General features: G+C 37.2%; 24 protein-coding genes. 15 read left to right on the top strand and 9 right to left on the bottom strand.

Going from position 1 to position 23,661, the window contains the following annotated elements; all coding sequences use genetic code 11:
* Positions 1-248: 248 nt before the first annotated feature.
* The 3 genes from AC4PG0_RS07655 (at position 249) to AC4PG0_RS07645 (ending at position 3,168) form a co-directional block, all read left to right on the top strand.
* On the top strand, positions 249-674 hold the full coding sequence (locus AC4PG0_RS07655; protein WP_003768022.1) for a low molecular weight phosphatase family protein: 426 nt from the start codon (positions 249-251) through the stop codon (positions 672-674).
* 62 nt (positions 675-736) lie between these two features.
* Entirely contained in the window at positions 737-1,606 is an 870-nt protein-coding gene (locus AC4PG0_RS07650; protein WP_003768024.1) for a cation diffusion facilitator family transporter, read from the top strand.
* 257 nt (positions 1,607-1,863) lie between these two features.
* A complete protein-coding gene (locus AC4PG0_RS07645) occupies positions 1,864-3,168 on the top strand; it encodes a hemolysin family protein (protein ID WP_003769865.1) in 1,305 nt (434 codons plus the stop codon).
* A gap of 40 nt (positions 3,169-3,208) precedes the next feature.
* Here the strand turns inward: AC4PG0_RS07645 and AC4PG0_RS07640 are convergent, their stop codons facing one another.
* Positions 3,209-4,087, bottom strand: a complete 879-nt coding sequence (locus tag AC4PG0_RS07640) for a LysR family transcriptional regulator (protein WP_003763592.1) — start codon at positions 4,085-4,087, stop codon at positions 3,209-3,211.
* A gap of 300 nt (positions 4,088-4,387) precedes the next feature.
* Here AC4PG0_RS07640 and AC4PG0_RS07635 point away from each other — a divergent pair, with 300 nt between their 5' ends.
* The 5 genes from AC4PG0_RS07635 to AC4PG0_RS07615 all read left to right on the top strand — a co-directional run bounded on the left by AC4PG0_RS07635 (position 4,388) and on the right by AC4PG0_RS07615 (position 10,756).
* Positions 4,388-5,242 carry a sugar phosphate isomerase/epimerase family protein gene (locus tag AC4PG0_RS07635; protein WP_003769869.1) on the top strand — a complete coding sequence of 285 codons (855 nt, stop codon included), beginning with the start codon at positions 4,388-4,390 and terminating at the stop codon, positions 5,240-5,242.
* A gap of 68 nt (positions 5,243-5,310) precedes the next feature.
* Positions 5,311-7,236, top strand: coding sequence for an oxidoreductase (locus AC4PG0_RS07630; protein ID WP_194320167.1), 1,926 nt, complete (start codon positions 5,311-5,313; stop codon positions 7,234-7,236).
* Positions 7,237-7,295: 59 nt separating this feature from the next.
* Positions 7,296-8,165, top strand: a complete 870-nt coding sequence (gene aroE, locus AC4PG0_RS07625; protein ID WP_185510587.1) for a shikimate dehydrogenase — start codon at positions 7,296-7,298, stop codon at positions 8,163-8,165.
* A gap of 32 nt (positions 8,166-8,197) precedes the next feature.
* Entirely contained in the window at positions 8,198-9,406 is a 1,209-nt protein-coding gene (locus AC4PG0_RS07620) for an MFS transporter (protein WP_003769874.1), read from the top strand.
* A 159-nt stretch (positions 9,407-9,565) separates the two neighbouring features.
* A complete protein-coding gene (locus AC4PG0_RS07615) occupies positions 9,566-10,756 on the top strand; it encodes an MFS transporter (RefSeq protein WP_010991133.1) in 1,191 nt (396 codons plus the stop codon).
* Positions 10,757-10,801: 45 nt separating this feature from the next.
* Here AC4PG0_RS07615 and AC4PG0_RS07610 read toward each other — a convergent pair whose 3' ends face one another.
* The 4 genes from AC4PG0_RS07610 to AC4PG0_RS07595 form a co-directional block, all read right to left on the bottom strand.
* Complete coding sequence (locus AC4PG0_RS07610; protein WP_003769878.1) at positions 10,802-11,866, bottom strand: hypothetical protein; 1,065 nt, start codon at positions 11,864-11,866, stop codon at positions 10,802-10,804.
* A complete protein-coding gene (locus AC4PG0_RS07605; RefSeq protein WP_003763607.1) occupies positions 11,866-12,741 on the bottom strand; it encodes an ATP-binding cassette domain-containing protein in 876 nt (291 codons plus the stop codon). The genes AC4PG0_RS07610 and AC4PG0_RS07605 overlap by 1 nt, the downstream gene beginning before the upstream one ends.
* Positions 12,738-13,127, bottom strand: a complete 390-nt coding sequence (locus AC4PG0_RS07600) for a GntR family transcriptional regulator (RefSeq protein ID WP_003763608.1) — start codon at positions 13,125-13,127, stop codon at positions 12,738-12,740. The genes AC4PG0_RS07605 and AC4PG0_RS07600 overlap by 4 nt, the downstream gene beginning before the upstream one ends.
* A gap of 91 nt (positions 13,128-13,218) precedes the next feature.
* Entirely contained in the window at positions 13,219-13,701 is a 483-nt protein-coding gene (locus AC4PG0_RS07595) for a methylated-DNA--[protein]-cysteine S-methyltransferase (protein ID WP_185325127.1), read from the bottom strand.
* 145 nt (positions 13,702-13,846) lie between these two features.
* Between AC4PG0_RS07595 and AC4PG0_RS07590 the strand changes: the two genes are divergently transcribed.
* Together AC4PG0_RS07590 and AC4PG0_RS07585 are read left to right on the top strand one after the other, a co-directional pair.
* Positions 13,847-14,401 (top strand): bifunctional transcriptional activator/DNA repair enzyme AdaA, encoded by a 555-nt coding sequence (locus AC4PG0_RS07590; protein WP_077916504.1) that lies wholly within the window; start codon positions 13,847-13,849, stop codon positions 14,399-14,401.
* A gap of 21 nt (positions 14,402-14,422) precedes the next feature.
* The gene (locus AC4PG0_RS07585) at positions 14,423-15,292 is read left to right on the top strand and encodes an RluA family pseudouridine synthase (RefSeq protein WP_003763612.1); all 870 of its coding nucleotides are present in this window, start codon (positions 14,423-14,425) and stop codon (positions 15,290-15,292) included.
* A 12-nt stretch (positions 15,293-15,304) separates the two neighbouring features.
* Here the strand turns inward: AC4PG0_RS07585 and AC4PG0_RS07580 are convergent, their stop codons facing one another.
* From AC4PG0_RS07580 to AC4PG0_RS07570, 3 genes are read right to left on the bottom strand one after another with little or no spacing between them, the layout of a single operon-like run.
* Entirely contained in the window at positions 15,305-15,697 is a 393-nt protein-coding gene (locus AC4PG0_RS07580) for a VOC family protein (RefSeq protein ID WP_003769883.1), read from the bottom strand.
* Between the two features lies 1 nt (position 15,698).
* A complete protein-coding gene (locus AC4PG0_RS07575) occupies positions 15,699-16,355 on the bottom strand; it encodes a DNA alkylation repair protein (RefSeq protein ID WP_010991137.1) in 657 nt (218 codons plus the stop codon).
* On the bottom strand, positions 16,352-17,236 hold the full coding sequence (locus AC4PG0_RS07570; protein WP_010991138.1) for an aldo/keto reductase: 885 nt from the start codon (positions 17,234-17,236) through the stop codon (positions 16,352-16,354). The genes AC4PG0_RS07575 and AC4PG0_RS07570 overlap by 4 nt, the downstream gene beginning before the upstream one ends.
* Positions 17,237-17,621: 385 nt before the next feature.
* Between AC4PG0_RS07570 and AC4PG0_RS07565 the strand changes: the two genes are divergently transcribed.
* From AC4PG0_RS07565 to AC4PG0_RS07545, 5 genes are all read left to right on the top strand, one after another.
* Positions 17,622-18,242 (top strand): DUF47 domain-containing protein, encoded by a 621-nt coding sequence (locus tag AC4PG0_RS07565; RefSeq protein ID WP_003723380.1) that lies wholly within the window; start codon positions 17,622-17,624, stop codon positions 18,240-18,242.
* 13 nt (positions 18,243-18,255) lie between these two features.
* On the top strand, positions 18,256-19,254 hold the full coding sequence (locus AC4PG0_RS07560; protein ID WP_010991139.1) for an inorganic phosphate transporter: 999 nt from the start codon (positions 18,256-18,258) through the stop codon (positions 19,252-19,254).
* Positions 19,255-19,445: 191 nt separating this feature from the next.
* The gene (locus tag AC4PG0_RS07555; protein ID WP_003769888.1) at positions 19,446-20,906 is read left to right on the top strand and encodes an ABC transporter substrate-binding protein/permease; all 1,461 of its coding nucleotides are present in this window, start codon (positions 19,446-19,448) and stop codon (positions 20,904-20,906) included.
* Positions 20,899-21,624, top strand: coding sequence for an amino acid ABC transporter ATP-binding protein (locus tag AC4PG0_RS07550; protein WP_003763623.1), 726 nt, complete (start codon positions 20,899-20,901; stop codon positions 21,622-21,624). The genes AC4PG0_RS07555 and AC4PG0_RS07550 overlap by 8 nt, the downstream gene beginning before the upstream one ends.
* Positions 21,625-21,700: 76 nt before the next feature.
* Complete coding sequence (locus AC4PG0_RS07545) at positions 21,701-22,849, top strand: pyridoxal phosphate-dependent aminotransferase (protein ID WP_033533890.1); 1,149 nt, start codon at positions 21,701-21,703, stop codon at positions 22,847-22,849.
* A 43-nt stretch (positions 22,850-22,892) separates the two neighbouring features.
* On the opposite strand, the gene AC4PG0_RS07540 is transcribed toward AC4PG0_RS07545, so the two are convergent.
* On the bottom strand, positions 22,893-23,522 hold the full coding sequence (locus tag AC4PG0_RS07540; RefSeq protein WP_112120265.1) for an HAD family hydrolase: 630 nt from the start codon (positions 23,520-23,522) through the stop codon (positions 22,893-22,895).
* Positions 23,523-23,661: the final 139 nt, after the last annotated feature.

The raw sequence follows: 23,661 nt of genomic DNA, 5'->3' as shown, positions 1-23,661 counted from the left end.
CAATTTTATGCCACCAACTTTAGACCGATTTTTGTAATATTTTTGTAATAATCCATATTTCCTACACATTTATTTACTTCTTTTTTACAATTTCTTCATTTTAATGTTTCCAGTAGTTTAAAAAGGGTAGATATTAATGTTACCATTACTAGTGTTTTGGTAATAATAATCGCCTATATACTGTGTACAACTAGTAATGGCAGCAAGTTTTACATGGGTTCATTAATAAGCCGGAAAGGATTTGGAATATGACGCAAAAGCTAATCTACTTTTTATCACAAACGCATATTCGAAGTGCCATTGCTGAAGCTTGGGCGAAGAAACTTTCACTTAGCAATGTCAAATTCATTAGCGGTTCTTGGCATAAATCCAAAGCAACTCCATTTATTGCAGAAGCGTTGAATGAGTTTGCGATTGAGCCACCTGAAAGCTTGTCTTATTCCCCTAGCTCTGAACTACTGGCAGATGCTGATCTCATTGTAACAATTTATGATTCTGCACATGAAACTGCACCACAATTTCCTGCTAACATACAAGAAAAAATTATTTATTGGGACATTGATGATCCAGAACAAGAAATAGCGTTACCCAAAAAATGGGCGAGTTATCAAGAAGTCTGTGATAACATTGCCTTATCTGTAAAAAATTTAGAGCACGTATTGATAGAGGCTTAGATTTCGTTGTCCCGCCACTCGTAGGCGGGACTTTTATGTTAAAAGAAAGGGGTATACATACTATGGACGGATATAATGATTTAAAAAAAGCAGAAAAAGCCGCCTTTTTAAGTATATTTGCTTACTTATTTCTTTCCGTTTTAAAAATTGCAGCTGGTCATTTCGGAAATTCTGATGCATTACTTGCAGATGGATTAAATAACACAACAGATATAGTCGCATCCGTTGCTCTTCTGATTGGCCTTAGAATTTCACGAATTCCACCTGACGCCGATCATTCTTATGGTCACCGGCGAACAGAAACAATTAGCTCCTTAATTGCATCCATTATTATGTTTTTAGTTGGTGTTCAAGTCATTTGGAGTTCTATTGTTCATATTATTGAAAAGGAATTCACTGCACCTTCCATGTTGACTGCTATTGTAGCACTTTTTTCAGGTGTATTCATGTACGCTATTTATTTATATAATCATAGACTCGCGAAAAAACTTGATAGTCAGGCGGTCCGAGCTGCTGCTTATGATAATCGCTCGGATGCATTTGTTAGTTTTGGTGCATTCATTGGAATTATCGGAGCAGTACTTGGAGTTCCGTGGCTCGATTCAGTGACAGCCTTTTTAGTTGGTGTTTTAATTGTTTATACGGCTGTCAAAATCTTTTATGATGCAGCTCATACATTAACAGATGGCTTTGATGTATCCAAATTAGAAACAATTCACGATTTAATCGCTTCTGTCCCCGATGTCAAAAAAGTTATTGATATAAAGGCGCGGATGAATGGAAATCGTATTTGGATTGATGCAACTATCGCAGTTGATCCAGATTTAAATGTAGTAAAAAGCCATGAAATCACTGAAATTGTTGAACAAAAAATCCGTAATGAATACGAAGGTGCATTCACGTTAGTCCATATTGAACCTTTTTTTGAATAATATTCATTGTCAATAATCGTAAAGTCAACTATAATTTAGATTAAAGTATCATTTGCTGGGAGGGAATATTCGATGGGGCAGAGAAACTAATTCACTTAAATTATCTAACTAGAAAGAAAAGTATGCAGCAATACATTGGAGGAGTTCTCTTCCAGAGCCGTTTTTTTCTTCTATATAGATAGTTTTATCATAAGCTTATTTATATTAAATTAGGAGGTGTTTGCCTTAGCAGAAACAGTTTCTGCCAAGGCGATTTATTGATATTAACCATTAAATTTTTAATTATAGCTTTACTTATTGCTATATCGGCGTTTTTCGTGGCAACGGAATTTGCGATTGTAAAAATGCGACCGAGCCGTTTGGACCAATTAATTGCAGAGAAAGATAAACGTGCGGTTCTTGCTAGACATATTTACAATCATTTGAACGCTTACTTATCGGCCTGCCAACTCGGGATAACGATTAGTTCTCTTGGACTTGGTTGGTTAGGGGAATCTACGGTTGAAGCTGCATTGCATCCATTATTCAGCTTGCTAGAACTACCACAATCTGCTATTACGATTCTTTCGTTCACTATAGCCTTTCTTTTTATCACGTTCTTACACGTGGTTGTCGGGGAACTTGTACCGAAAACACTTGCGATTGATAAAACTGAAACGGTTGCTCTTGCGGTAGCACGTCCACTGCATATTTTTTATAAAGTGATGTTCCCGTTCATTTGGATTTTAAATGGTTCTGCGGTTTTCATCGCGCGTTTATTCGGCTTAGAGCCAGCTTCTGAACATGAAATCGCTCATACAGAAGATGAGTTAAAAATAATCGTTGGCGAAAGTTATAAGAGCGGTGAAATCAATCAATCAGAATTCCGTTATGTGAATAAGATTTTTGATTTTGACGAACGTATGGCGAAAGAAGTCATGATTCCGCGAACGGAGATTGTAACGGTTGATACGGGATCTACTATCGGCGAATTATCCGACATCATGCAAAATGAGCGTTATACGCGCTATCCAGTTATTGATGGAGATAAGGACCACGTTATTGGTGTACTTAATTTAAAAGAAATTTTGTCAGCATATGTGGAACACGGATCGAATCCAAGTTTTAGTATTGATCCTTACGTAAAACCAATTATTCGTGTGATTGAAACAATTCCAATTAAAGAATTGCTTTTCCGAATGCAGCGCGAACGCTCCCATATTGCGATTTTACTTGACGAATATGGCGGTACTTCCGGGCTCGTTACGGTAGAAGATATTGTCGAGGAAATCGTTGGTGATATTCGCGATGAATTTGATGCTGATGAAATTCCAGAAATCCGTAAAATCAAAGACGGTCACTACATTGTTGACGCAAAACTTCTGATTGATGAAGTAAATAATATTTTAGGTACTGAAATCGAGGAAGAAGAAGTTGACACAATCGGCGGCTGGTTCTTAACACAAAATTATGAAGTAGAAGTTGGGGACGAAATCGATTACGATGGCTTTATTTTCCGCGTGAAACAAGGCGAACCCCATCATATTGAATATATCGAGATTATCAAAAAAACAAATGACTAATAATAAAGGTAGCTATCCATTCACTTGGATAGCTACCTTTTTAAATGCGATGTTCTAGCATAAATTGTTTGAATCGCTCTGCTGCTGGAGTTAACGTTTGGTTTTTTACAACCGCTAAATAAAAGAAACGTTCCCAGTTTGGACTTCTAATTGGTAAAACTTTAACGTCCACATAATTTAAAATCGGCATATTTGGAACAACGGCAATTCCAAAATTTTGCGCAACCATCCCTGCAATCACTTGATCTACTTCGATTTCATAGGCAATTTTGTAATCCTCGCCAATTTTTCTAAATAAATCATCAATAATTGGTCGTAAGCCGCTTTTCTTTGAGAAAGCAATATGCGGGTATGGCACGGTTTCAATTAAATCAATCCAATCTTTTTCAGCTAATGGATGACTTTTTGGTACAATCAGCACTAATTCTTGTTTTGCAATCGGTGTAAAATGAATATTTCGTTCATTCTCGAGCTTAGAGCATATCCCAATATCGTATTTCTTTTCTTTTAGTCCTTGAATAATATCAATCGAAACACCCGTATGAAAAACGAAATCAATTTTCTTTTCTGGTTCTGTTTGTATGAATTCTTGAACAAGCTTAGGCACAAGTGAGGTTCCAAGCGTTTGTAAAAATGCTAAATCAATCTGCCCTTCTCCGTTTGCGGCTTTTTTGGTAGTTGCTACTCCGGCATCAATCATGTCTAACGATTCTTCTACATAATCCAGAAATACTTTTCCAGCCTTGCTTAATCCAATGTTTCGTCCCTCTTTTTCAAATAAAGGTATACCTAATTCTTGTTCTAACGAAGAAATTGCGTGACTTAAACTCGGTTGAGTGATGAGTAATTTTTCAGCTGCTTTTGTGTAATGTTCCATGTGCGCCAATGTGACGAAATAACGTAAATGGTGTAAATTCATGGCTTCTCTCCTTACTAAAAATTATCTATGCAATTTATCTATCAATTAATAGAATAATACCAATTTGTTTTTATGGAATAGTCATAATACAATTAGACTGTAGTTACACCAGCAGAACAAACTATTCCTTAAAAACCAATATACGGTAGAATACGTTAACTGTCCAGTTGAAATTTCAAACATTGAAGGCGTTATCACAGCAGCGATATTTAATGAACGGGAATTTATTTTTTTACTGGTGTTTGTGAAAATATTATCAAAGTTTCTTGTAATTTTTATTCTAGAGAGGAGATAATTTTTATGACAAATGCAAATGGCGACCTAAAAAAATGCCCAATCACGATTAGCTCTTACACGCTTGGAACGGAGGTATCTTTTCCTGAACGAGTGAGAATCGCAGCAGAAAATGGTTTTGATGGAATTGGCTTGCGTGCAGAAAACTATGTAGATGCATTAGCCGCTGGATTAACTGATGAAGATATGTTGCGGATTTTAGATGAGCATAACATCAAAGTAACAGAAGTAGAATACATAACTCAGTGGGGAACCGCCGAGGACCGCACAGTCGAACAGCAAAAGAAAGAACAAACTACTTTCCATATGGCGCGTTTATTCGGCGTCAAACATATTAACTGCGGTTTGCTTGAAAAAATCCCCGAAGAACAAATCATTACGGCACTCGGTGAATTGTGTGACCGTGCGGAAGAATTAATTATTGGTTTAGAGTTTATGCCATACAGTGGTGTAGCAGACTTAGCAGCAGCTTGGCGTGTAGCTGAAGCATGTGGCAGGGATAATGCACAACTAATTTGCGACACTTGGCACTGGGCTAGAGCAAACCAAACAGCAGAATCAATTAAAAATGTTCCCGCTGACCGGATTGTTTCCATCCAATTATGTGACGTACACGAAACACCTTACAAAGAACTTCGGGAAGAATCTCTCCATGACCGACTTGCTCCTGGCGAAGGATACGGCGATACAGTCGGTTTTGCTCGAATCTTGAAAGAGCATGGCGTTAACCCCCGTGTTATGGGCGTTGAAGTTATATCAGACTCCATGGTAGAAACTGGTTTAGAATATGCTGCCATCAAAGTATATAATGCCACGAAAAAAGTATTAGACGAAGCATGGCCAGAAATTTCTCCCAAATAAAAAATAGTTAGATATGTGAAAAAAGTAACGTAACAAGAAGATTCTACCTTGAAAGGGAAGTGTTTTTTTTGAAATTTAATTCGATGTTCTCACCGATTGATATCGGGCCTATGAGAGTACCAAATCGTTTTGTTGTATCTCCAATGTGTAATAACTATGCGAATACAGATGGCACTTTAACAGATACTTCACTAGCCTATTATAAAGAACGTGCGCTTGGTGGCTTTGGTCTAATTACTTTTGAAGCGACCGTTGTAGATGTTCGGGCAAAAGGCGGCGCAAATAAAGCATGTCTTTATAGCGATCATCAAATTGCCAGTTTTAAACGAGTGATAGATGCTTGTCATGACGCGGGTGCCAAAATCTCTGTGCAATTACAACACGCTGGACCTGAAGGGAATTCTAAAGTTTCTGGTTATCCTTTAAAAGCAGCTTCCGCCATTGCTTCAGCAGAAGGACGAAGTACACCGGAAGCCATTTCACGGGAAGAACTTTATGAATTAATTGAACTTTACGGGGAAGCGGCTTTACGAGCAAAAAAAGCTGGGGCTGATGCAGTAGAAGTTCACTGCGCTCATGGTTATTTAGTAAGTAGTTTCCTATCAGGACGCACGAATAAACGTGTGGATGAATTCGGCGGCTGTTTTGAAAATAGAATGCGACTACCAAGACTCATTATCGAAAGCATTCGAAAACGTGTTGGTCATTCCATCGCAATTCTATGCCGAATTAACAGTACGGATGGCGTGGACGGCGGACTAAGTGTCCAAGATAGTGCGACGGTAGCTGCTTATTTGGAAGATTGTGGTTTAGATGGTTTGCATGTTTCTCGTAGCGTTCATATTCGCGATGAATACATGTGGGCTCCGACCGTGTTACACGCTGGTTTTAGTTCTGATCTTGTAACACAAATTAAACGCGCCGTTTCTATCCCAGTAATTACAGTTGGGCGTTTCACCGAGCCGCATTATGCTGAACTAATGGTTCGCGAAGGTCGAGCTGACTTAGTTGCTTTCGGACGACAATCGTTAGCTGATCCAGAAACACCGAATAAGGCGGCGGCTGGAAAACTAGACGAATTACTTCCTTGTATCGCTTGTCTTCAAGGTTGTGTCGCTAACATGTATGCTGGGAAACCTATTACATGTTTAGTGAATCCTCTACTCGGCCGCGAATCCGAAGCCTATTTGCCAAAAACACCTAGTAAAAAAGTTGTTGTTATCGGCGGTGGTGTTGGTGGGCTTTATGCTGGTTGGATGGCTGGCTCAAGAGGTCATGATGTAACAGTGTACGAAGCATCAGACATTATCGGTGGCCAAATGCGTTTAGCTGCCTATCCTCCAGGAAAAGGCGACCTAACTAATATGGTTCGCAGTTACATTAAAAAATGTGAGCAATTCGATGTGGAAATTAAAACCAATACACCTGTCACGCCTGAACTTATTCAAGATATTGCCCCAGATGCAGTTATTATTGCGACGGGCGCTACTCCACTCGTCTTACCAATTCCAGGTATTGAAGATTCCGGCTTAATCCACGCAGTCGACTTACTTGATGGCAAAGAATCTTGTGGCAAAAAAGTACTAGTTGTTGGCGGAGGTATGGTTGGTAGTGAGACTGCTGCATTTTTAGGTGAAGCTGGTCATGATGTAACAGTCGTCGAACTTCGTGATGAAGTCGGAGCAGATGTTATTTCTGAACACCGAAAATTCCTTATGCGCGATTTTGACGAGTATAAAATTAAAAGTATTACCAATGCAAAAGTGACTAGTTTCTTACCAGACGGGGTCACGTACTCCTTAGCTGATGAAAAAGAGTACCGCATTGATGGGTTTGATTCTGTCGTACTTGCAATGGGATCAAGAGCTTACAATCCACTGGAGGAAGCCATCAAGAAAATCGTCCCAGAAACTTATGTTATCGGTGATGCAGTTCGTGCGCGCCGAGCATTAGATGCAACCAAAGAAGCACTAGATGCGGTATTGCAATTATAATTTATGGTTGTACTCGCTGTTAAGCCGGCGAGTACAAACCTACTTGGAGGTAAATGAACGTGGAAAAAAGAATTTCAGGATCAACTCGGCTTCTAAGTTTAATTGGTACACCCGTAGACCATTCAAAATCCCCAATCATGTATAATTATAGTTTTCAAAAAGCTGGTTTAGATTATGCGTATCTTGCATTTGATATTCCTGTAAGTAAAGTCGCTGATGCAATTGCTGCTATCAAGACTTTTAACCTACGTGGCTCTAACGTAACCATGCCTTGTAAAAGTGAAGTTTTAAAATACATGGATGAACTTTCCCCTGCTGCGCGAATGATTGGCGCTGTAAATACCATTATAAATGAAGATGGAAAACTAACCGGACATATCACAGACGGTCTTGGTTTTGCTAGTAATTTACGGGATTCTGGTGTAGATGTGGCTGGCAAAAAAATGACCATTATCGGCGCTGGTGGTGCAGCAACAGCAATCCAAGTTCAGTGCGCACTTGATGGGGCCAAGGAAATCGCCATTTTTAATATTAAAGATGATTTTTATGAAAAAGCTAAACAAACGATTGCTTCTATTAAACAAGAAGTTCCTGACTGCATCGTACATATTTACGACTTAAATGACGCAGCAAAATTACATGAGGAAATAGCAACTAGTGATATTTTAGTAAATGCTACACTCGTTGGTATGCATCCACATGAAAACGAAACGCCTGTCAAAGATACGACGGTCTTCAGAAAAGATTTAATCGTCACCGATGTTGTCTACAATCCAAAGAAAACCAGACTGTTGCTAGATGCAGAAGCTGCTGGTTCAAAGACTGTAGGCGGACTAGGCATGCTTTTATGGCAAGGCGCAGAAGCATACAAACTGTTCACAGGTAAAGATATGCCTGTTTCAGAAGTAAAAGATTTATATTTTAATTAATAAATTCATCAGGATTTCGAGAGGAGAAAAAAATGAACGCAAAAAGATTTTATCCAACAGCAATTGCACTTTATTTTACTTATTTTATTCACGGTATTGGGGTATCCATTCTTGGCCAATACAAACAAGATTTCGCTGGAGTATGGGGAGCAGACAAGCTTTCCGACGGTACCTTTGATGTCAGTATGGTTATTGCTGTTATCGCAGCACTCGGCCTAGGACGTTTACTTACACTGCCAATTTCTGGACCTTTTTCAGATAAATTTGGCCGTAAACCTTCCGCATTAATCGGTGTTGGTTTATACGCAATTTATTTCATCGGCTTAGCATTTGCGCCGAATATGTATATTGCTTATGCTTTCGCTTTTGTAGGCGGGGCCGCGAATTCATTCTTAGACACTGCTGTAACACCATCCGTTCTAGAAATTTTCACTAAAAATGGCGCTATTGCCAATATGTTTACTAAATTCTCTATTTCTATCGGACAATTCGTATTACCTTTCGCTATTGGTATGGTAGCAGCGGCGAATATGTCTTTCCGTACACTATTTATTATTACGATGGCATTAATTGTTATCGACGGTTTAATTATCGCATTTATGCCATTCCCTCCAATGAATAACAATGTGGGCGGCGAAAAAGCAAAACCAGCGAAAATGAAGTTCAATGCAACTAGTTGGGCAATCATAGGTATAGGTTTCACTTGCACTTCCACTTTCCAACTATGGTTAAACTGTAACCAAGAGCTCGGAAAATTATATGGCATGGCTGATCCAAGTAAGATTCAATCATTCTACTCACTAGGTACTATGTGTGCTATTTTAATTACAGCTGTTCTCGTGAAAAAATTCATTTTACCAGTGCGAATTCTCATTATATATCCAGCAATTGCTACTTTAATGCTACTAATTATTTACATCGTCCAAACACCGACTATATGCTTAATTGGTGGATTTGTAATTGGATACGCTGCTGCTGGTGGGGTTCTTCAACTAGCTGTATCAACTGCCAACGAATTTTTCCCTACGAACAAAGGGAAAATCACTTCGATTGTTATGATTTCCTCAAGCCTTGCAAACTATATCGTTTTAAACATTGCGAGCTATATTACTAAAGCTGGTGGTATCGAAGGTCCGAAATATGTGTTATTATTCAATGTAGTGATCACAGTTATCGGAATCTTACTAGCAATCTTCGTCAATATGCGTTACAAAAATGAATCTAAAATTGCAACTAAATAAGAAACACTTCAACTGAGCATTCACTTGCTCAGTTGAACTTACATATCATTTGTGAATTAAAGCACAAACTTATGAGTTTTATCTATATAAAAGCTTTTAAAATAAGGGTATTTCTTATGAAAAGGTCTTCCAAAGTAACTACATAAAGGAGAGCAGATTATGAAAAATAAGTATTTATCTACTTCACTAGGACTTTATATGAACTATTTCGTTCATGGTATGGCGTTAATCATCATTGCACAAAATATTGATTTTTTATCTCAAAAATGGCATACAGATTTAGCTGGTGCTGCCGGCGTTGTGTCTTCATTTGGGATTGGTAAATTACTTGCTGTTTTTATATCGGGAAAACTATCAGATAAATTCGGTCGTAAATTATCCGTCATTCTCGGCGTATTTTTCTATATTGTTTTTTTAGGCGGTATTTTGTTAAGTCCAAATACTATCATAGCCTATGCGTTCGGTATTTCAGCAGGAATTGCAAACTCTTTCCTTGATACAGGTACTTACCCAGCATTAATGGAAGCTTATCCTAAAAAAGCGGCATCAGCTAACATCGTTGTAAAAGCTTTTGTACAAGCTGGTCAGTTTCTCTTACCATTTATGATTGCTTTTATTTTAGCAAATAACTTATGGTACGGCTGGAGTTTTATCGTGTTAATTGCGATTTTACTTATTAACTTACTGTATACGTTGACCCGTACGTTCCCTCCAATGACCGTTGGAAAACCGCTTGATTTCGAGAAAGAAATCGTTGAAGAGAAAAAAGCATTTCATTTTAGCATTGATGAAATCTGTTTGATTCTCTTTGGATTTGTAGCACAGACGCTTCTATACATTATGAGTCAATGGATAGCAAAATACGGTTCTGAAGTTATTCATATGACTGATAACGCTTCTAGGCTACTTGTGAGCTATGCAAGTGTTGGTGCTATTTTATGCGTATGTGTAACGTTTATTTTAGGAAATCGTGGGGTTAAAACACTTCACATTTTAATAACGTATGTAACGATGACGATGTTAGTTTCTTTCACGCTTTTTGCATTCCCAACTGAAATTGTCTGTCTAGTTGGTGCTTTCTTGCTTGGTTATTTCTCAGCTGGCGGTATTATCCAATTAGGTTTAACACTTCTCGCCGAAGTCTCTGCTCGTGGTAAAGGTTTTGTTACTAGCCTTTATACAATCGCTGAAGGCATTGCTGTTTTTGTTATTCCGCTTATCGCTGCCGCTATTTCTAGGATTGATATTGCTGCTATTTTCCTACTAAATGCTGGTATTGCATTATTCGGGTTAGCTCTTTTATTAATCGTATTTGCCAGAAAGAAAAAATTTGCTCGTGATCATATTTAAAAAAAGTATCGAGGTTGGGGAACTCCAACCTCGATACTTTTTTTGTTATAGTTTTTTTATAGTTTTCCATTTGTACATTAGGAACCAGAATGCTGTAGCAGTAACAATGAAAATTAAAATCATTTTTACGAGCAAAGTTACAGCTTGAGTGGTTGTTATCAGACTTTCATAATTAAATTTAGAGTAATGTCCGCCTAAACATATCGTGATATAAATGGAACCAATAATAAGTATCGGCATACGGAATTTATTATTCATTAAGAATCTACCGTTATTTTCAAGGGAAGCCGTTTTTAAGGCATACCAGCCAATTATTATCATTAAAATGGATAGAGCAATAAGTACTATAAATTCGCTGATGACCATACTTCCACTTAAAAGCGGGGTTGGTAGTGCTGAAAACAACATAACCGCACCGCCATCAACATCGGCCAATGATTTACCTTCCAAAAAGGCTTTAAATCCAACTATCAAATTAGTTGTTGCACCTGGAAACATGTAGAAAAAGCTTGCTACTGCTCCTATAGCAACGAGGCCTGCAGCGATTATGTCTCCAACAAGATAACCAACAGCTATTGCTAAAGTGAAAGAGAATAAAAATAACAGTGAAAAAGATGCAATATACATACTAGAATCAGACACATTCGGTAAATATAACTCAGGAATTTGCTGATATATATACATAAATCTCAAGGAAATAATTAAAGGAACTATAATAAAGATGATTAATGAAGGAATGAGTAATTTATGCCAAAATATCTGGTTTTTAGAATAAGGTAAGCCATACGTAAAATAATCCATTTGCTTATTTTTTTCAAATACGGTTAACTTTAACCCTAAAAACAAAAATACATAAAAGAACAAGGCTAAATTTCCTTCAAAATCATAAGGAGTTAAGCTTAAATCCATTTTAATTTCATTTGGCGTCAATTGTTGATCATCCACATTCACTTTTTGAAATTCTTCCGACTGGTAATACTTATAATTTTGATTAAACATATCTACTGTATTAGTAGCTGTCATTGCTTCTGAACCAATAAAGGCAATAACAATAAATAAAAATATCCACGCATTTTGACGCCATTCTTTAAAGAGAAGCCCTGTACTCATTATTCTTCTCCCCCTTGTTCCTCTAGATGATAAACAAACAGGTCTTCTAATGTAACCGCAAGTTCATCCATGAAAATCGGTTTTTCTCGTTTTATAGCAGCATATAATTCTGTATTCATATCCCGGAATAAAATCGTATACACCCGCCCATATTTGTTAATCACTTTACCATTTTCAAGTAAAATAGTTGGTAATTTTTTGTTTTCAAAAGCAATTTGAATTTTGACTGCTTGTTCACGTAAAGTTTCAAGATGATAGGATTCTTCAATGCGATTTCCTTGTAAAATATGGATATAATCGGCAATTGGTTCTAAGTCGTTTAAACGATGTGAAGAAATTACAATACCTAATTTCCGTCGTTCTACTTCTTCTAATAAAATCCCAGTAATTTTCTTTTGAGCGATAACATCTATACCTTCCATAGGTTCATCAAGTAAAATAAAATCTGCTCCAATACAAAGTGACAAAACTAAACCGAAAAGTGCTTTCATTCCTTTAGAATACGTTTGAAACTTAACATCCGTGGCAAGGTTGACTTGATTCATTAATAAATCAAATTTAGCTCCATCAAATAATGGATAAGTCTTTTGATAGAATTTTTTTATTGTTGGAATTTTGTAGCCATCCCAGCAGCCTAAGTTATCTTGTAGCATAAATATTTTTTGCTTTAGTTCAGGATTCTTACTTATCGGCTCATCTAAGTAGACATCCCCTTCATCTGGAATGTAAAAACCCATCATTGTTCGAAAAAGTGTTGTTTTCCCGATGCCGTTTCGTCCAACTATGCCAACAATCTCTCCTGGATTCACTTCAAATGTTATCTTATCAAGCAAAAGCTTCCCATCAATTTTTTTACTTAACGAATCAACCCTCAAATTTTGTCACCTCCAATGATGTCCTGACTGTATTCAACAGATAATTTATGTATTTCTTCCACATTAATTCCAAGATAAACTAAATCTAAAATTATTTCTTTTAATTTTATTTTAGTTTCTGCTAACTTTTTTGGCGAACTGTTCTTTTCTGTTTGGTCCGCAATAAAGGTTCCTTTTCCTTTAACCGTGACGATTACTTCTTGACGTTCTAATTCTTGGTAAGCTTTACTCACAGTGTTTGGATTCACTCCTATTCTGCTGGCGAACTCTCGTATAGAAAGAATTTTTTCGCCTTCTTGAAGTATGCCTTTGACAACTTGTTCTTTAATTTTTTGGACGATCTGTTCATAAATTGGCAGTTGACTTTTCGTATTAATAGTAAACATCTCTCCCCCCACTTTCATGACTTTTAATTATAGAGAACTAATTGTACTAGTTATAATAGTACAGTAGATATAAAAATAAATCAATTCCCTTTTAAAAAGAAAATTGATTTACATTCTTTTTTTCTAATGTTAATAGCGCTTGTTTCATTGGTATTCCGCCACTATACCCTGTTAGTTTCCCGCTTTTGCCGATGACTCGGTGGCACGGGATAATTACAAGTAATGGATTTTTTCCAATAGCTGTTCCGACTGCACGGACTGCTTTTGGACGATTAATTTGTTCAGCTATTTCTGTATAGGTTCTAGTTTCGCCATATGGAATCGTTTTTAAGGCTTCAAAAACTTCTAATTGTAATGTTGTTCCGGATAAATCAATAGGGAAAGTGAAATTAATGCTTTCTCCGTTTAAATAAGCAAGTAGTTCTGCTTTATATTTCCTCATTTTCTCTGGGTCATGTATCGCTGATTGCAAGTTTTCCTTATTTTTCCCAACATAAAACAAACCTTTATCAGTGGCGGCGAAATAAATTTTTTCTCCAGCAAAACGGATTGAATCATCATAGAACTTGTCCATTTTCTTCACCTCTTTCAACTATTAATTATACGCTTAACAAATTAGTTTTTCTATAATACATGGTTGTAATAGCAAGATTAGAAAAGTTTTTCTCGCAATTTAACGCTATAACGTTTATGATTAAGAAGAAGTTGAGGTGATTACATTGTCAGATTATTACTTAACTAAAAAAAGATGGCAAGCAATTTCAACCAATGATCGCACTGCTGATGGTACTTTTTTCTATGGTGTGAAGTCTACTAAAATTTTTTGTTTTCCTTCTTGTAAATCGCGTTTACCTAAAAAAGAAAATATTGTTATCTTCCATAGTAAGGAAGAAGCCATTTCGCATGGCTTTCGTCCTTGTAAACGATGCAAATCTGGAGGAAAAAGTTTACCCGATACAGAATGGGTAGGTAACATTAAGGCTTACATTGAAGAAAATTTTGCAAAGCCATTAACTTTACAGATTATTGCCGATGATTGTCACGGGAGTCCATATCATCTCCATCGAACGTTTAAACGGATTACAGACATCACACCAATTACTTATTTAGACAATATTCGAATTGACTATGCAAAAAATCAGCTCCAAAACACAACCTTATCTATTGAACTTATTGGAAAAATGTCTGGTTTTCCTAATTCCTCTCATTTTTCTACTACTTTTAAAAGACATACAGCTTTATCGCCAAACCAATTTCGAAAAGAACAAAAATAAATTAGAACGGATGAAACTTATATGACGCATTTAACTTTACCTATTTTAGAAGACTGGGAAGGTCTTACTCTAACTGCTATTTTGCAAGAAAAATTTCACCTTGGAAAAAAAGCACGACATGAGATCAGAATGTCTCAAGATGTTTTACTGAATAATAAACCGCTAGACGACTGGAATACTCCGCTTTTTGTTGGCGCAAGTCTTTCTTTACCGATTATTTTGCACGATAAAATCCCGGTTTATGAATATGACTTAGAAATTATTTATGAAGATGATTTTTTACTAGTAGTTAATAAACCTGTTGGGATGAAAACTCACGCAAATGACAGCTACGAAACGGATACATGCGCAAATGCAGTGCAATATTATTTAGAAAAAACGGGACAAGAAGCAAATGCACTCGCTGTTCACCGGCTCGATCAAACCACTTCAGGATTAGTTCTTTTTGCTAAAAACAAGTTAGCTATCGCTGGATTATCGTGGCAAATGGAAAATAGAGCGATTCACCGGACTTATCTTGCTGCGGTTGATGGCACTTGGGGACTTGTGATGCAGACGATTAATAAACCTATTGGCGAAGACCGTCATCACGGCTCAAGACGCCAAATCAGTCCTTATGGTCAACCTGCCGTTACTCACGTTAAAGTTTTAGAAAATGACAATGAAAATAATACGTCTCTTGTAGAATGCCAAATCGAAACTGGCCGGACGCACCAAATCCGTGTTCACTTAAGCGGAATCGGTCATCCAATCATTGGCGATACGCTTTACGGCGGATCAAGTCGTGCAAACCGAATCATGTTACACGCAGAGAAATTACATCTTAATCATCCTTTCAAAGGCAAAGAAATGAATTTTTCCGCACCTGCTGGAGATGATTGGGTATTTTAAAAAGCCACAATATTAAATTGTGACTTCTGTACAAATCTCTACTTTCATACCGTCCGGATCTTCAAAAAACACGGCATAATGATTTTTACCACCCGCAAAAGGAAACCTGTCTTCGTATAGAAGCTTGATTCCTTTTGCTTTTAATTTAGCTCGAAAGTCATCCACGCGTTCCTTTGTACCACCGTGAAAAGCTAAATGATTAAGTCCAATTCGCTTACGATGATAACCCTCTGCCAGAAATGGCTCCTCGGCTTGCACAAAGACTAAATACGTCTCTCCAAATTTATAGCTAAATCCTTCATTCCACGTTTGATATAATTCATAAGAAAGCTCTTCTAACAGCTCCGACCAAAATAGCCGGCTTTTTTCGATATTAGCTACATAGATTTCCACATGATGTAACATTTCACGCCTCCCCAATATGTTTAAGCGCTTCTCTACGACTAAGTGGCGCAAGCGTATGGCTGTTTACAAAAACGCGAACTGCCTCACTATCTACTTTCGCATATTGTCTAAGCGCCCAACCGATTGCCTTTTGAATGAAAAACTCTTTAGAACCTAGCCATTTTTCACAATTTGCAAATAAGAGTTCAGCATTTGTTTCTTCTTTATATTTTAATTGAAATAAAATGGCCGTCCGAGCTAGCCAAATATTATCTCCGTTTATCCACGCTTCATTATAGATAGGGATTAAATCGGGATATAGTTTGAAATGATTACTTACGACCGTTCCAGCTAAGCCATCTACCGTGTCCCACCATGATTTCGTCGTAACTAATTGCTCATAGATTTCAATTGCTTCACTGGCTTGTTTTTTACCATAGCGACTTAATAAATCAATTGCCGCGTATTGAAGTTCACGCTCTTCTTCTGCAAATAATTCCACAACAAGTCTCAGTAAATCATCCGGCATACCATTTTCTCTTAAAAAATCTGCTACTAATTTTTTTCGTTCAGTGGCTCTAATTCCTAAAAATGGGAATTGGTTTTTCATGTATGCTTCCATTGGCTTCGAATCTGCTACAGAACGATTAGCACGGAATAACGTTTGAATAGTCGTCATTCTTTTTCCCCACCTGTTAAATAAGCTCGTTCTCGTTCAATGCTGCTTAAAAAATATTCTAAATCATCTGGGTCTGGCCCAACTCGTTTACCTGTTTCTAGTCGGTCGATTTTTTCCATGTCACTTGCATCCAACTGGAAGTATGAAAGTCGCGAATTTTCTTCAATACGGCTAGACGTAATCGACTTAGGAAAAATAATCGTATTTCGGTTCAAATGCCACTGTAAAATCACTTGGTCAACAGAAGCTTGATGTTTTTTCGCAATTTCTGTAATAACTGGATTTTGCATTAATATCCCTTTAGCAAGCGGTGACCAGGCAGCATGCGCGATATTCTGTTCCGCCAAATATTTCCGAAGGTCATTTTGCGGTAAAAGCGGATGCGTTTCTACTTGGTTTAAAACTGGTTTTTCATTTGCGGCAACCAATAAATCACTTAAATGATGTTGTTTAAAATTCGCAACCCCAATTGATTTAATAAGTTTTTCATCATGTAGTCGCTCCATTGCCCGCCATGAATCACGATATTTCCCTGCAACTGGCCAGTGAATTAAATATAAATCCAAATAATCCAACTTCAAATTTCGAAGCGTCCGTTCAAAAGCAAATAAGGTTTCATCATAACCAAGATCGCCATTCCACACTTTCGAGCTTATAAATAATTCTTCTCGTGGCACTGCACTATCCAAAATCGCTTGCCCAACAATTGCTTCATTATTATAAACTGCTGCTGTATCAAATAAACGATAACCAACTTCAATGGCTTTCTCCACAGCACCAGCGATAAATTCTTGCTCAGTCACTTGAAATACACCAAGTCCAATATAAGGAATTGTCTCATTCCCCGGTAGTATCATTCTGTCTTGTAAAGTTTTTGTCAAAACGAAACCCTCCTCACGAAAACTAATTGTGAACTTTTTCTCTTAAATGAATTATACACTATTTTCGCAAATTTATATTTTAAAACCAGTATACCGAAATGCGCCTTACTCTCCTAATAAAAAGACGCAAAAAATCTACTTTTTTTATTCATTTTCTTAAATACCTAAAAACAGCCATTGGAAACGCTGTCAGGTCGTTTATTTGCGCTTTCTGCAAAAAAAAGTTTCCTATTTATTCCCATCCTATGTTAGTATTAATTTGTGGTAAAGATCTATCAAATTTTTTATTTGTTTTTGTTAACTTATCGTTAAGAAAAAAGCTCCCTTTTTAAAGTAAAAGCGAGCTGATTATTAATGACCAAAAATGATCGGGGGAATTAAGAAAATGGCTTTTAAAAATAAAAAAGACCGTTTTGCTTCGTTGTTGCATGACATTGCAGTAAATTTACATGAAGGTGCAAATTTCTTTGCAACTTACAACATTAATTCGGTGGAGGATTTACATACTTTCTCGAATAAAATCAAAGAATATGAAACAGCTGGGGACTCCATGGTTCACAAAATGATTATGGAATTAAATGACGCTTTCATCACACCAATCGAACGCGAGGATATGTTAGAACTTACTAACCGCCTTGATGACGTGATGGATGCACTTGATGAGACAGCTTTCTCACTTGAAATCTGCCAAATCACTCATTACGATGAATACATGACTAAATTTATCCAAGCTATCCAAGCAAGCACTGTTGAAATTGAAAAAGCAGTTGACCTTGTTTTTGATAAAAAATTAAAAGATGTTCGTAAACTTGCGATTCAAATTAAAGATTACGAATCCCAATGTGATGATGTTTACCGCGAATCACTAATTCAACTTTTCCAAAACGAAAAAGATCCAATTAAACTTATTCGTCTAAGAGAAGTTTATGAAAAATTAGAAGACATTGCTGATAGTTGTCAAAGCGTTGCTAATACGCTTGAATCAATTGTCATGAAAAATGCGTAAGGGGTCTAGATAGATGGAAGGAATGTTTCTAATCACCCTTGTCATCGTACTTGCTGCGCTTGCATTTGACCTAATCAATGGGTTTCATGATACAGCCAACGCAATTGCGACTAGTGTCTCTACAAAAGCCTTAAAACCACGACATGCGATTATTCTTGCAGCAGTAATGAACTTTGTGGGTGCTATTTCATTCACAGGGGTTGCTAAAACTATTACAAAAGACATTGTTAACCCATTTGACTTAGATCACGGGGAACTTGTTATTTTAGCAGCATTACTTTCGGCAATCGCATGGAACTTAATTACTTGGTATTTCGGGATTCCTAGTAGTTCCTCTCATGCCTTGATTGGTTCCATTGCAGGTGCAGCTATTGCATCAGCCGGATTTGCAGCTATCGAATACAGTGGATTTACTAAAATCATTGTTGGTTTATTAGTATCTCCTGTACTTGCTTTCGTAGTCGGTTACACGATATATTCACTCTTCAAGATTTTCTTGAAGAACCTAAACTTAGCCACGACCAATCGGCGCTTCCGGATGATTCAAGTCGGTACAGCCGCGCTACAATCTTACACACACGGAACAAATGATGCACAAAAATCAATGGGGATTATCACAATGGCTTTAATTGCCAGTGGTTTCCAATCAACAGATGATGTGCAATTATGGGTTCAAGTATCCTGTGCGGTAGCTATGGCGATTGGTACAAGTATTGGTGGTTGGAAAATCATCAAAACAGTCGGCGGTAAAATCATGAAAATCAAACCCGTTAACGGTGTAGCAGCTGACTTAAGTTCTGTTATTATCATTTTCGGTGCCACTTTCATTCATTTACCAGTTAGTACAACACACGTAATCAGCTCTTCTATTCTTGGTGTTGGAACAGCTCACCGTGTTAAAGGAGTAAAATGGGATACTGCACAACGCATGATTATTACATGGGTTATCACACTTCCTATTTCTGCAACGATTGCAGCTCTTATCTTCTACGTACTAAGATTCATCTTATAATTTATTTAGAGCCTTGTTATAGCAAGGCTCTTTTTATACATTTTTTTGAATAAAACTAATAAATACAAGAACAAATCAAGTTTATTTTAAAAACTTATTGCATATTTACTCATTTTGATGTATTATAATAAACATCGATAATAACGATTTATTTATCATAAATTACTCAAATACTAGAGGGAGTTGTACTTATGCAGAAGCATGTATTACAAAAGTTCGCAGCAATTTTACTTATTTTTATATTTGTATTTTCTGGCTTCACAACAGTGTTCGCCGCTGATACACAAGATGAAACTTTAACTAAAATCCAAGAAAAAGGTGTTTTAACAGTTGGACTTTCCGCTGATTATCCGCCGTATGAATTTCATCAAACCATCGACGGTAAAGATAAGGTTGTCGGTTTTGATGTAAGTATCGCTGAAAAAATTGCCAAAGATTTAGACGTTAAATTAGATATTAAAGAAATGAACTTCGATAGTTTGCTCGGTTCACTAAAAACCGGCAAGATTGATATGATTATTTCTGGTATGTCACCAACTCCAGAACGTCAAAAAGAAGTCGATTTTTCTGACCCGTATATGTTTGTACAACAGCGCGTTGTGATTAGAAAAACGGATAAAGAGAAATTTACAAGTGTAAATGATTTTAATGGCATTAAAGTTGGTGCCCAAAAACAAACAACCCAAGAAGAATTAGCCAAAAATGAACTAGTTGGTTCAGACGTTGTTTCACTTCAAAAAGTACCTGATTTAATTTTGAACCTTAAAAGCAACAAGCTCGATGCAGTAGTTTTAGAAGGACCTGTTGCAGAAGCTTATATTAGCCAAGATAAAACACTCGCATTAGCAGATATTAAATTTGTTAATGGTAGCAAAGAAACAGCCATTGCAATGCCAAAAGGTTCCACTGCTTTACAAGAAAAAGTCAACGCTTCTATTAAAGATATACAAGATACTGGCTTACTGAAGAAATATCAAAACGAAGCCAACAAATTAATGTTCCAGGATGGTAGTTTTTACGAGAAGTATGGTAATTACTTTATCACTGGTACATTGATTACGATTGCTCTTGCTGCAATTGGCGTATTATGTGGTGCCATTCTCGGCTCATTACTAGCTCTCATGAAACTTGCAAAAACAAGATGGTTACGCTGGCCAGCAGCTTGTTATATAGAATTTGTCCGTGGTACGCCACTTCTAATTCAAATTTTCATCGTCTTTTTCGGAACTCAAATTATCGGTATGGACGTATCCGCCTTTGTTTCTGGTTGTATCGCCCTATCGCTAAACAGTGCCGCTTATGTTGCTGAAATTATCCGCGCAGGTATTTCTGCTGTCAACAAAGGGCAAATGGAAGCAGCTCGTTCTCTTGGTATGACACAAGGAGCAAGCATGCGTTACATCATCTTGCCACAAGCCGTAAAAAATATTCTTCCTGCGCTTGGGAATGAATTCGTTACTGTTATTAAGGAATCTTCCATCGTATCCGTCATTGGTGTAACAGAATTAATGTTTATGACTGGTGTAGTCCAAGGCGCAAGCTTCAAACCATTTATCCCACTAATCATCACATCATTAATTTACTTTGTACTAACATTTAGCTTGTCAAGACTACTAGGTGTTGCTGAAAGGAGAATGAGAACAAGTGATTAATATTAAAAACTTACACAAACATTTCGGTAAATTAGAAGTCTTAAAAGGCATTGACCTTGAAATCGCATCCGGAGAAGTGGTCGTAGTTATCGGCCCTTCCGGAAGCGGGAAAAGTACCTTCTTACGTTGCCTGAACTTATTAGAACAACCAACAACGGGCACGATTCTTTTTGAAAACAAAGACCTAATGGCAAAACAAACAAACGTCAACGAACTTCGTCAAAAAATGGGCATGGTTTTCCAAAACTTCAACTTATTTCCACATAAAAATGTCCTTGAAAACCTAATGCTAGCGCCAATGAAAGTAAAAAACGAAGATAGCTCAGCAGCTAAAGAACATGCGCTTTCTCTACTTGAAAAAGTTGGCTTAGCTGATAAAGCAACTAGCTATCCTTCCCAGCTTTCTGGTGGACAACAACAACGGGTAGCCATTGCCAGAGCCCTTGCAATGAATCCTGACGTAATGCTATTCGATGAACCAACTTCCGCACTCGATCCCGAAATGGTCGGGGAAGTATTAAGCGTAATGAAGTCACTTGCTAAAGAAGGCATGACGATGGTTGTCGTCACACACGAAATGGGCTTCGCAAGAGAAGTTGCTGACCGCGTTGTCTTCATGGATGCCGGCGTGATTCAAGAACAAGGCACGCCCGAAGAAGTATTCGGAAACCCGCAAAACGATCGTACTAAAGACTTTTTAGGAAAAGTTTTAGCATAAACATAGATTACGTCTCACCTATTTCTCGGTGAGGCGTTTATCTGCACTTATAGAGAAAAGGAGCTAATTAAACATGATGAATAACTCAAAAATTGCTAAAAAACATCAACAAATGCCCGTTAATATCCTAGCTGATATTGGAACGCTTGCAAAAACAATGCCGGATATTCTAGATTTATCTATTGGCGACCCTGATTTAATCACAGATGCATCAATTATTAACGCGGCTTTTGAAGACGTACGCGCTGGTCATACAAAATATACAGAATCTGGTGGGGATGTTGAATTAATTGACGCCATTCGTGGTTATTTCAGTCGCAATTATGATCTGTCTTTTGAACGAAGCCAAATCCGTGCCACAGTTGGCGCACTTCATGGTATGTATTTAACCTTGCAAACGATTTTAGATGACGGTGATGAAGTCATTATTCACGAACCATACTTCTCCCCTTATAAAGATCAAGTGTTAAACTCTGGTGGTACGCCAATCATTATTCCAACCTACGAAAAAGATGGTTTTGCCATTAATGTTGATATTTTAGAAGCAGCTATTACAAATAAAACCAAAGCTTTAATTTTAAATTCACCTAATAATCCAACCGGCGCTGTCTTTTCCCCAGAAACTTTTGAAAAAATCGCCAATCTAGCGAAAAAATATGACTTCTTTATTTTATCTGATGAAGTGTATGATGGTTTTAGTTTTTATGAAGACTTCGTACCAATGGCCAAATTCGCGCCCGATCATACAATCACGTTCGGAAGCATGTCAAAAAATTTCGCAATGACAGGTTGGCGCCTTGGGTATATGATTGCTCCTACCTATTTAAATGAAGCAGCAAAAATTATTAACGAAGGAATTACTTATTCAGCTCCGTCACCGTCCCAACGAGCTGCTATTTACGCTTTGAACCATTCTGAGACACTAATTCCTTTAGTAACAGAAACCTTCCAAAAACGCCTAGAATATATCGCAAAACGAGTAGCAGAAATTCCATATCTTTCCTTACACCCGCTAAAAGGATCCATTTATGCATTTATTAATATTTCTAAAACAAAAATGGATTCCGTTTCCTTTACAGAATACGTTTTAAAAGAAACACAAGTACTCGTTATTCCAGGGTTAGCTTTTGGTGAATCAGGTGATAATTACGTTCGCCTAGCCGCAACGCAAGATATTAGCGTACTAGAAGAAGCATTCAACCGTTTAGCCAAATTAACCTTCTAATAAAAAGAGCAAACTCGCTTCATCAGCAAGTTTGCTCTTTTTTTTATTTTAATTTGATTTCTGCAAAAGAAGAAACAACTGTCGCTTCTTTTGGAAAAGTAATATTTTTCGTCGCTTCATTAGGTACGATGTAAACTTTTAAGCCCGCCTGTAGTGCTGATAACGCACCATTTTTCGAGTCTTCTATCGCGATTGCTTCTTCCGGCTTTACACCAAGAGCTTCCACTGCTTGTAAATAAAGAGCTGGATGTGGTTTAATTTCATCGACATGATCTGCCGTTTGTATCGTCTCGAAATCAGCTAAAATGCCCAGACGATCCAGCGTAGGTTCAATCCAATCAAATCCCGAACTCGTTGCAAGCCCAATTTTATAATCATTCGCTTTTACTTGTTCAAAAAATTCTTTAAAGCCATTACGAAAACCAAGTGATTGTTGCCCGAGATGACAAGCTTCCGCCACGGTAGTTAAAAATGCTTCTTTATCAAAAACCCCGTTCGTTGCTTCCATCATATAGCTAATAATTGGTTCTTCACTTGTACCGATAATTTGCTGATAAATTTCATCTGGCAAATCAATATTGTACGTATCTTTCAAATATTTCATTGTCTCCGTGTACCATAAATTCTCCGTATCAAGCATAGTTCCATCAAAATCAAAAACAACTGCTTTCACATGCATCCCCCTAGTATAAGTGATACTTTCATTGTAACATAGATAAACTATTTAAGAAATCTTCCAAAAGGGGTTGCTTTTTTGGTAAAAAACGAATAATATTGAAGTTGTGGTTTTTAATGTTCGTTATTTACCATTA

The organism is Listeria sp. MAN/IMW/UF464 (genome assembly GCF_058683955.1).
Note: the sequence above shows the minus strand (reverse complement) of the source record. Positions and strands in the feature narration are given on the sequence as shown.

Coding starts and splice junctions, on each gene's coding strand:
- AC4PG0_RS07595 (WP_185325127.1), bottom strand. CDS start 13,701: ATGGACAAGTTCTATGATGATTCAATCCGTTTTGCTGGAGAAAAAATT.
- AC4PG0_RS07545 (WP_033533890.1), top strand. CDS start 21,701: ATGAATAACTCAAAAATTGCTAAAAAACATCAACAAATGCCCGTTAAT.
- AC4PG0_RS07635 (WP_003769869.1), top strand. CDS start 4,388: ATGACAAATGCAAATGGCGACCTAAAAAAATGCCCAATCACGATTAGC.
- AC4PG0_RS07610 (WP_003769878.1), bottom strand. CDS start 11,866: ATGAGTACAGGGCTTCTCTTTAAAGAATGGCGTCAAAATGCGTGGATA.
- AC4PG0_RS07620 (WP_003769874.1), top strand. CDS start 8,198: ATGAACGCAAAAAGATTTTATCCAACAGCAATTGCACTTTATTTTACT.
- AC4PG0_RS07560 (WP_010991139.1), top strand. CDS start 18,256: ATGGAAGGAATGTTTCTAATCACCCTTGTCATCGTACTTGCTGCGCTT.
- AC4PG0_RS07640 (WP_003763592.1), bottom strand. CDS start 4,087: ATGAATTTACACCATTTACGTTATTTCGTCACATTGGCGCACATGGAA.
- AC4PG0_RS07575 (WP_010991137.1), bottom strand. CDS start 16,355: ATGACGACTATTCAAACGTTATTCCGTGCTAATCGTTCTGTAGCAGAT.
- AC4PG0_RS07585 (WP_003763612.1), top strand. CDS start 14,423: ATGACGCATTTAACTTTACCTATTTTAGAAGACTGGGAAGGTCTTACT.
- AC4PG0_RS07565 (WP_003723380.1), top strand. CDS start 17,622: ATGGCTTTTAAAAATAAAAAAGACCGTTTTGCTTCGTTGTTGCATGAC.
- AC4PG0_RS07580 (WP_003769883.1), bottom strand. CDS start 15,697: ATGTTACATCATGTGGAAATCTATGTAGCTAATATCGAAAAAAGCCGG.
- AC4PG0_RS07650 (WP_003768024.1), top strand. CDS start 737: ATGGACGGATATAATGATTTAAAAAAAGCAGAAAAAGCCGCCTTTTTA.
- AC4PG0_RS07655 (WP_003768022.1), top strand. CDS start 249: ATGACGCAAAAGCTAATCTACTTTTTATCACAAACGCATATTCGAAGT.
- AC4PG0_RS07555 (WP_003769888.1), top strand. CDS start 19,446: ATGCAGAAGCATGTATTACAAAAGTTCGCAGCAATTTTACTTATTTTT.
- AC4PG0_RS07600 (WP_003763608.1), bottom strand. CDS start 13,127: ATGTTTACTATTAATACGAAAAGTCAACTGCCAATTTATGAACAGATC.
- AC4PG0_RS07615 (WP_010991133.1), top strand. CDS start 9,566: ATGAAAAATAAGTATTTATCTACTTCACTAGGACTTTATATGAACTAT.